This window comes from uncultured Victivallis sp. (assembly GCF_944391105.1).
GTDB lineage: Bacteria > Verrucomicrobiota > Lentisphaeria > Victivallales > Victivallaceae > Victivallis.
The window spans coordinates 1-5829 of sequence record NZ_CALXSK010000080.1; the positions used below are offsets into that span (position 1 = coordinate 1).

Annotated in this window: 6 protein-coding genes and 1 tRNA gene; 1 reads left to right on the forward strand and 6 read right to left on the reverse strand. The window is 56.2% G+C overall.

Features of this window, described 5'->3' with window-relative positions; genetic code table 11:
- Positions 1–53: 53 nt before the first annotated feature.
- The 5 genes from Q0K10_RS15370 to Q0K10_RS15390 all read right to left on the reverse strand — a co-directional run bounded on the left by Q0K10_RS15370 (position 54) and on the right by Q0K10_RS15390 (position 3965).
- Complete coding sequence (locus Q0K10_RS15370; RefSeq protein ID WP_294508978.1) at positions 54–269, reverse strand: hypothetical protein; 216 nt, start codon at positions 267–269, stop codon at positions 54–56.
- The gene (locus Q0K10_RS15375) at positions 256–666 is read right to left on the reverse strand and encodes a hypothetical protein (protein WP_294508982.1); all 411 of its coding nucleotides are present in this window, start codon (positions 664–666) and stop codon (positions 256–258) included. Before Q0K10_RS15375 ends, Q0K10_RS15370 begins: the two co-directional genes overlap by 14 nt.
- A complete protein-coding gene (locus Q0K10_RS15380) occupies positions 650–1096 on the reverse strand; it encodes a hypothetical protein (protein WP_294508985.1) in 447 nt (148 codons plus the stop codon). The genes Q0K10_RS15375 and Q0K10_RS15380 overlap by 17 nt, the downstream gene beginning before the upstream one ends.
- An 8-nt stretch (positions 1097–1104) precedes the next feature.
- Entirely contained in the window at positions 1105–2739 is a 1635-nt protein-coding gene (locus Q0K10_RS15385) for a hypothetical protein (protein WP_294508988.1), read from the reverse strand.
- Between the two features lie 83 nt (positions 2740–2822).
- Positions 2823–3965, reverse strand: a complete 1143-nt coding sequence (locus Q0K10_RS15390) for a Gfo/Idh/MocA family oxidoreductase (protein WP_294508991.1) — start codon at positions 3963–3965, stop codon at positions 2823–2825.
- Positions 3966–4062: 97 nt separating this feature from the next.
- Here Q0K10_RS15390 and Q0K10_RS15395 point away from each other — a divergent pair, with 97 nt between their 5' ends.
- Positions 4063–4941 carry an AraC family transcriptional regulator gene (locus Q0K10_RS15395; RefSeq protein ID WP_294508994.1) on the forward strand — a complete coding sequence of 293 codons (879 nt, stop codon included), beginning with the start codon at positions 4063–4065 and terminating at the stop codon, positions 4939–4941.
- A gap of 120 nt (positions 4942–5061) precedes the next feature.
- Here the strand turns inward: Q0K10_RS15395 and Q0K10_RS15400 are convergent.
- Positions 5062–5138: transfer RNA gene (locus Q0K10_RS15400), tRNA-Arg, on the reverse strand.
- Positions 5139–5829 lie beyond the last annotated feature (691 nt).

The window sequence follows — 5829 nt, forward strand, 5'->3', positions numbered from 1 at the left end:
TGTAAGTTAATCGCCATAAATTACACGCCGCAAGCAGAAACCGCGAACGTCAGCTATTTATCATACCATCTCCTTTTATTGGATTTATAAAGACAGGCACTGCGGCGCCGGTCGCACACCTTGTAACTGACTTTGTGCTTGTCGATCTTGTTGATCCTTTCCATCATGCGGCTCTGCCCGCGCTCGATCCGACGTACGACCCACACGAGTCCGGACATGACCGGCACCAGGATCGCAAGCATTCTGCCGATCGCTTCAATATGCTCCATCGTTTTCACTCCCGCCGTTCCACGCGAAAGAGCCGAAGTCGCGCAGCTTGAAGTAGAACTGCAGCATGACGAACATTACCCCATACCGGCGCGGATCAAAAATTCCGTATTGGTTCCGCGCAAGCACAATCCCGTTGATGAGCATTTCGATATCGGCGTTTTTCCGGTCGCGTTCCGATCCCCCGAGATGATAGCGGATATCGTGAATATCAGCGGCCAGGACCAGCGTCGGAAACAGAAAACTGATCAGCCACCGCAGCCAGGACGGCATCCACTCCGCGCCGATCCCGTTGCAGACCTGTTGTGCGCGTTCCGTATCCTCAAGCAGCTCCGCGCCGGAAAGGTTGAGCTCGGTCGCAAGCAGGATCTTCTCCTCGATCTCATTCAGACTGTACATCGGTTCCCCCTCTTTGTTCGTTCATCTTTTCGCGCACCTGCTCGAGCGTCAAGTCAAATACCCCAAGCCACTCCGGGACGCGGGAATCGAGCAAGTCAATTTTCCCATCCGGTGCGGCGTTCGTGGTCAGCAGAGCAAGCCCCATGATCCCCGCCTTAAAGGCAGTCGGGTCTTGCAGTTTTGCAGCAAGCTGATCCGCCGGAACAAGTGCATAGAGCGCATCAAGAAACAGCTCCTTGTTCACCCATTCCGAGGTAATCGTTACTTCAGGAACTTTGCCCGCAAGATACCATCCCCCATTAGCCGCCTGCTCCACGTCCAAGAGCGTCATCCCCTGAGATTCGTAGTATTCTGCCGCGCTTTCACTCTCCCCGAGCCCGACGATGCATGCCCCGGTCTCCTCGTCAATTACTTTTGCGTACTTCTGCATAGCTCCTCCTAGCGGTTCGGATAAAAGTAAACGGTTATGTTTGCAGTTTCGTACTGCATTGATAATACGTCTCCAGCTGCAACAGGATACAGCACATCACTTGATGCAGGAAAATTATTTATCATCGGAGAAGTGTAAGAGGTCGTTGTGAAGAAGACCCATCCATTTGTCGTAAACGTATATGAAGGGGTATTCGTTTTCTGAAATTCGGCTGACAAATTTACCACTGCCCCGTAATTCGGGATTCCAACCATCGCGCTGCTGCCGACCTTTTGCCAAGTGCGCCAGCTCAGCGAACCGCCGGAGAGGCTCGCTGTTCTGATGTACATTTCCTGCGTCGTGAGAGTGCCGATCATATTCCTGACCGCAACCTGCATCGCCGCGCCAGCCGACCCGCTGCTGTTCGTCCATTTTTTTGTCATGACGAAGAACGGGCCGTTCGCCGGAGCGTTCACGTTCGACGTATTGTCCCCGTAGGACAAGTACCAGCTGCAGTTCGTATCAAGCCCGTTGTAGTCGTTCGTGGTTGCGCCCTGCATCGGATGAGCATCCTCCGCCACGGTGTGTGCCGAAATTTTTTCATCTACCATTGACTCTGCAACGTTCGGATCTCCCGGCTCTCCCTGAGGCCCCTGCGAACCGGTTTCGCCTTTTTCGCCCTGAGGCCCCTGCGGCCCGGTTTCTCCCTGTGGCCCCTGCGAACCGGTTTCGCCTTTTTCGCCCTGAGGCCCCTGCGGCCCCTGAGGACCGGTCTCGCCGGTTTCGCCCTTTTCGCCCTGCGGTCCGGTTTCGCCTTTTTCGCCCTGCGGCCCGGTTTCTCCCTGCGGCCCCTGCGGTCCCTGAAGGCCGGTTTCTCCGCGCGGAATGGTCAGATTCAATGTCTGTGAAGGTGATTCTCCGGTTATTGTCGCCGCAGCCATCGTGCCGGGATCCCCCGTGATAACCGCTCCGATTGTGATGGAGTTGGCCGGTCCGGGCTCGCCCTGCGGCCCCTGCATCCCGCTGCCGGAAGCGGGCAGTCGAATCGTCTGCCCAGCCACCGTCAACGGTTCTCCCGAGGCGTCGGCGAGGATCACCGGACCGCCGACCCCGTTCACGGTTGTGTTGGAATGGAAAATGGCTCCTGTTGCGCTCTCTTCACCGTCCGGGCGGGCTGATGCGCGAAAACCGAACCGTGCCAGAGTCCGCGACAGATTTTCTCCGGCGCTGTACGCTTCCAGGAACATGATGCAGCGCCGCCGTTTTTCGGGGTCGGTTGCCACTTCGTAAAAATGGTACAGATCCGGATGAATGTGAAACGTCAGGCGCCCCTGTTCCGGATTGGCGGTTGAACCGTCCGGCCACTCTCCGGGCAGATTGACCATGTCGGCGGAACTTCGGAACATGAGTTCGCCGCCGCTCTCCGCTGCGCAGACTCCTGAAAGAGTGTAATGGGATTCCGGGTCAAGCGGATGCGGCGCAAGTTCCCAGGAGAGATCCTCCCGGAGAGTGCGTTCTTTGAATTCCAGTGCGATCACGGCGGCGGTGTCGAATTCCACCTCCGGAAACGCTCCAGGAAAGGTGATCTCGTCTCCGGCCGGATCAAGCAGACGCCGCGTTGCGGCATCCACCGTCAGGACGTGATGAAGAATCGATTCGGACATAAAAAAATCCTCCTGTTGCTGTTGTCCGGCGGGTCGCTGCCGGACGTTCACAACAGGAGGTTTTTGTCAACTTTTGAGGAGGATCAGCGTCCCATTTTTTTCCAGACAGGTTCGAGCTCGACCACCTGATGCGTGCGCGCGGACTCGTCGAGGGCGAGCGCATAGACCGCGCTCTCCAACCCCTCGTTGCCGCCGCACTTCGGTTTTGCCCCTGTCGTCATGGAGTCATAGAGTTCCTTCATGATGTAATCGTCGCCGCCGCCGTGTCCATCGCCGGAGACTTCGACCTCCATGGTTCCTTCGCCCTTCAGGCAGCGGTAGTAGAGTTTCCCGGTGTAGAGATCGAGCTTCATCGTGCCTTCGCTGCAGGAGAAGTACATTCTCCGCTCCGGAATCGCATTGCTCATCGTCGCCATGAACGAAACCCGTACCCCGTTGCGGAATTCCGCGATCGTGATCGTGTTGTCCATGAGGTCGGTGTCTCCGGAGAACGGGGAGCTGATCGCGTGCGGATCCCACCAGGAGCAGAAGGTCTTTCTGCCGTATTTCTCCATGAGTTTTTCGTTCTCCGGGATGAAGAAGTTGCGCCCGCCGAACGAGGCCACCCGGGTCGGAAGCGAGCCGACGAACCAGTTGATGAGATCGAGGTCGTGGCAGCACTTTTCCAGAATGTGCGGGCCGGCGTATTTCGTGAACCGCCGCCAGTTGCACATGATGTAGCCGCCATGCTCCGGCGTGATGTTTTCGCTGCCGTCGATCGCGATGAGTTTGCCGAGTTTTCCAGAGTCGAGCAGCTCCTTTGCCTTGCGGTAGATCGGCGCGTACCGCAGAACGAAACCGGTCGCGAAAAGTTTTCCGCTCTTCCGGTGCGCCTCGTAGATTTCGCGGCAGTCGTCGATCGAAGTGGCCAGCGGTTTTTCGGAGAAGACGTTCTTGCCCGCCTTGAACGCCGCGAGGATTCCCTCCTTGTGATAGACGTTGGGGGAGAATACCATGACCCACTCCACACCGGGAGTGTTGATCGCCTCTTCGATGCTGTCGCACTCTTTTGTGATGCCGGTGTGATTCCAGATGCCGATCGTTTCGGCCATGACCGTCTTGTCCGGATCGTAGGCCGCCAGGATTTCGACCCCGCCTTTGGAATCCCGCAGCAGATTGCCGACCACTCCGCGCCCCCGGCTGCCGGTTCCCAGAACGGCTACGCCGACTTTCTTCTTTTCCGCCATATTTTACCTCGTGTTTAGGGATTGGCTCTTGACAAAAAAATCAGTCGCTGTGTATATTATACTACAGGAAACGAAAAGTCAAATGGATAAAAGCCGCATGAGTAATGACAAAATCATTCAATTCGACTTCAGTTCCGAGCGCCCGGATGTTCACCGGCTGTTGCGGAAGATGCCGGAGCTGCATGCCCGATACGGACTCTGGATCATCAATGCGGGGGCGGCGAGTCGTTCGGCGGAGAACGGTTTCGTCTCATGCAGGCCTCGAAAATTTGAATTTTATTCGATTTCTCACCTGATCGAAGGGGCTGGCCGCTGCTGGATCGACGGTTGTGGAGAATGGGACGTTTCTCCGGGGCAGCTCATAACCGTTGCGCCGGGTGTACTCAACCGTTACGGCGGCGCGGCCGGACTGCCCTACGTAGAAGACTCGATTCGTTTCACCGGGCCGATCGCCGACATGCTGTACCAGTCCGGTATTCTCCAGAACGGCGTCGCCGATTTCGGCAGTGCCCGCAAGCTGCTGCCGATCATGGCGATGATTCAGGACCCTTCGCGCGACGCCCAGTTCAATGCGAACATCATGCTGCAGAAACTTCTCGTCGACCTCTATCTGGAGCGGAACCGCACCTTGTCGGTCACGCCGGTCGAGGCTCTGCTCGAAGCGATCAAGTCGCGCCCGGAGCACTGGTGGACGGTCGAGGAGATGGCGGAGTTCTGCAACCTTTCGGTCGATCAGTTCCGAAGGAATTTCGAACGGCGTACCGGCATGCGTCCGAAGAGGTATCTTGAGGAGTTCAAACTGCGGCTCGCTGCGGAATTCCTCGTTTCGGGTTCGGCCCCTGTTGCGGAGATCGCTTTGCGTCTCGGGTATCGCGATCCGTATCATTTCAGCCGCCGCTTCAAGCTGTTTGCCGGAGTTTCCCCCGAGCGTTACCGACGCGAATTCCCGAACTTCACCGCACCTTCCGGGAACTGACCGGCATGCCTGGAACAAAACCATTCAGAGCCGGGAAACGTTTTTCCCTTCACTACTGAGAAAATTGCGAGTGCCCGTTCCGGGGCAGGGGCGGCAGAACCGTCGATGAGACAAAAAAAATGGTACACCCATAGGGATTTGAACCCCAAACCTTCTGGTCCGTAGCCAGACGCTCTATCCAATTGAGCTATGGGTGCACGTCTTTGACTTCTTACGTTGTCAATGCTTCTTAATATATACCCGGTTGAGCGAATTGCAAGCGTCTTTTTGCACAATTTCCGCTCAAAAACCTGATATTTTCTGAAATTTCACTTTTTTTGACATATTGCCGGATTGTAATCTTTCAGCAATGCTCCGGTAATTTCAGCCGTGTATCTTAAGCAACAGACAGTACGGAAATACCCGGCAGTGCTCGGGCCGTGCAAAAGAACAAGGTTGCTTGAAAAATGAAAAAGACGAATCACTCTGATACCATCATGTCAATCCTTCTGGCCGCGGCATCCGTTGCGAGCGGATACTCGGTCGAACCGGTGGCGGTTGTCCGCAAGGAAAAATAAGCCATCTTTCATTTGACTGGTTCGTTTTCCGGTTCCCTCCGCAGAAAATCCCGTCGCCGTTGTCCCCCAACGGCATCCCCCCGGGAGTCGGCGGATTCCGGCCCGGGCGTTCCTTTATCTCCTCCCCCCAGGAGCGGAACGATTCGAGCGGAGCTCCGGGTGCCGGAGAACGAATGAAGGCCGAAGAGCGTCCGAAGGTCGCAAGACTTTCGGGAATCGGATCTTGAGAACCGGGATACGCTTTGCCCGGTTCTCTTTTTTTATATTGCTTAAGCGCAAAAAAACTACCGGCTGCGCCGGTATGTAGCCGAATAGCTTCAGCTTAAAGGCG